Annotated in this window: 1 protein-coding gene; it reads right to left on the reverse strand. The window is 61.2% G+C overall.

Annotation, left to right across the window (positions count from 1 at the left end):
* Positions 1-278: ER membrane protein complex subunit 1 (locus tag MN204_RS20545; RefSeq protein ID WP_249872913.1), on the reverse strand; the 278-nt coding region annotated here is incomplete at both ends.

The following is a 278-nucleotide window of genomic DNA, read 5'->3' on the forward strand; positions in this document are numbered from 1 at the left end:
GCCAAGGATATCAAATGCCTGGCTGGGCGTGGCTCGTGTACCGTAAATATCGCTTCCATAAGCGAAGATAAGACTGGTACTTTCCAACAGGGTAGGGCCAGAGAGCACGGCCTTGATGCCGGCGACATCACGCGTGTGAGAGAGGTACCACTTGCCGTCGAAGTCGAGGTAGGGCGCATAGCGGAACAGGCCTTCTTCGGCCTCGGCCGTGGTGGGGTCACGGTCGACAGGGCGGCGGGGGTCGAGGGCGGGACGAGGAATGCCGACGATGGAGTTGG

Origin of the sequence: Oceanobacillus saliphilus, from assembly GCF_023522835.1 — a bacterium.
GTDB classification, from domain to species: Bacteria; Bacillota; Bacilli; order Bacillales; family Amphibacillaceae; genus Oceanobacillus; species Oceanobacillus saliphilus.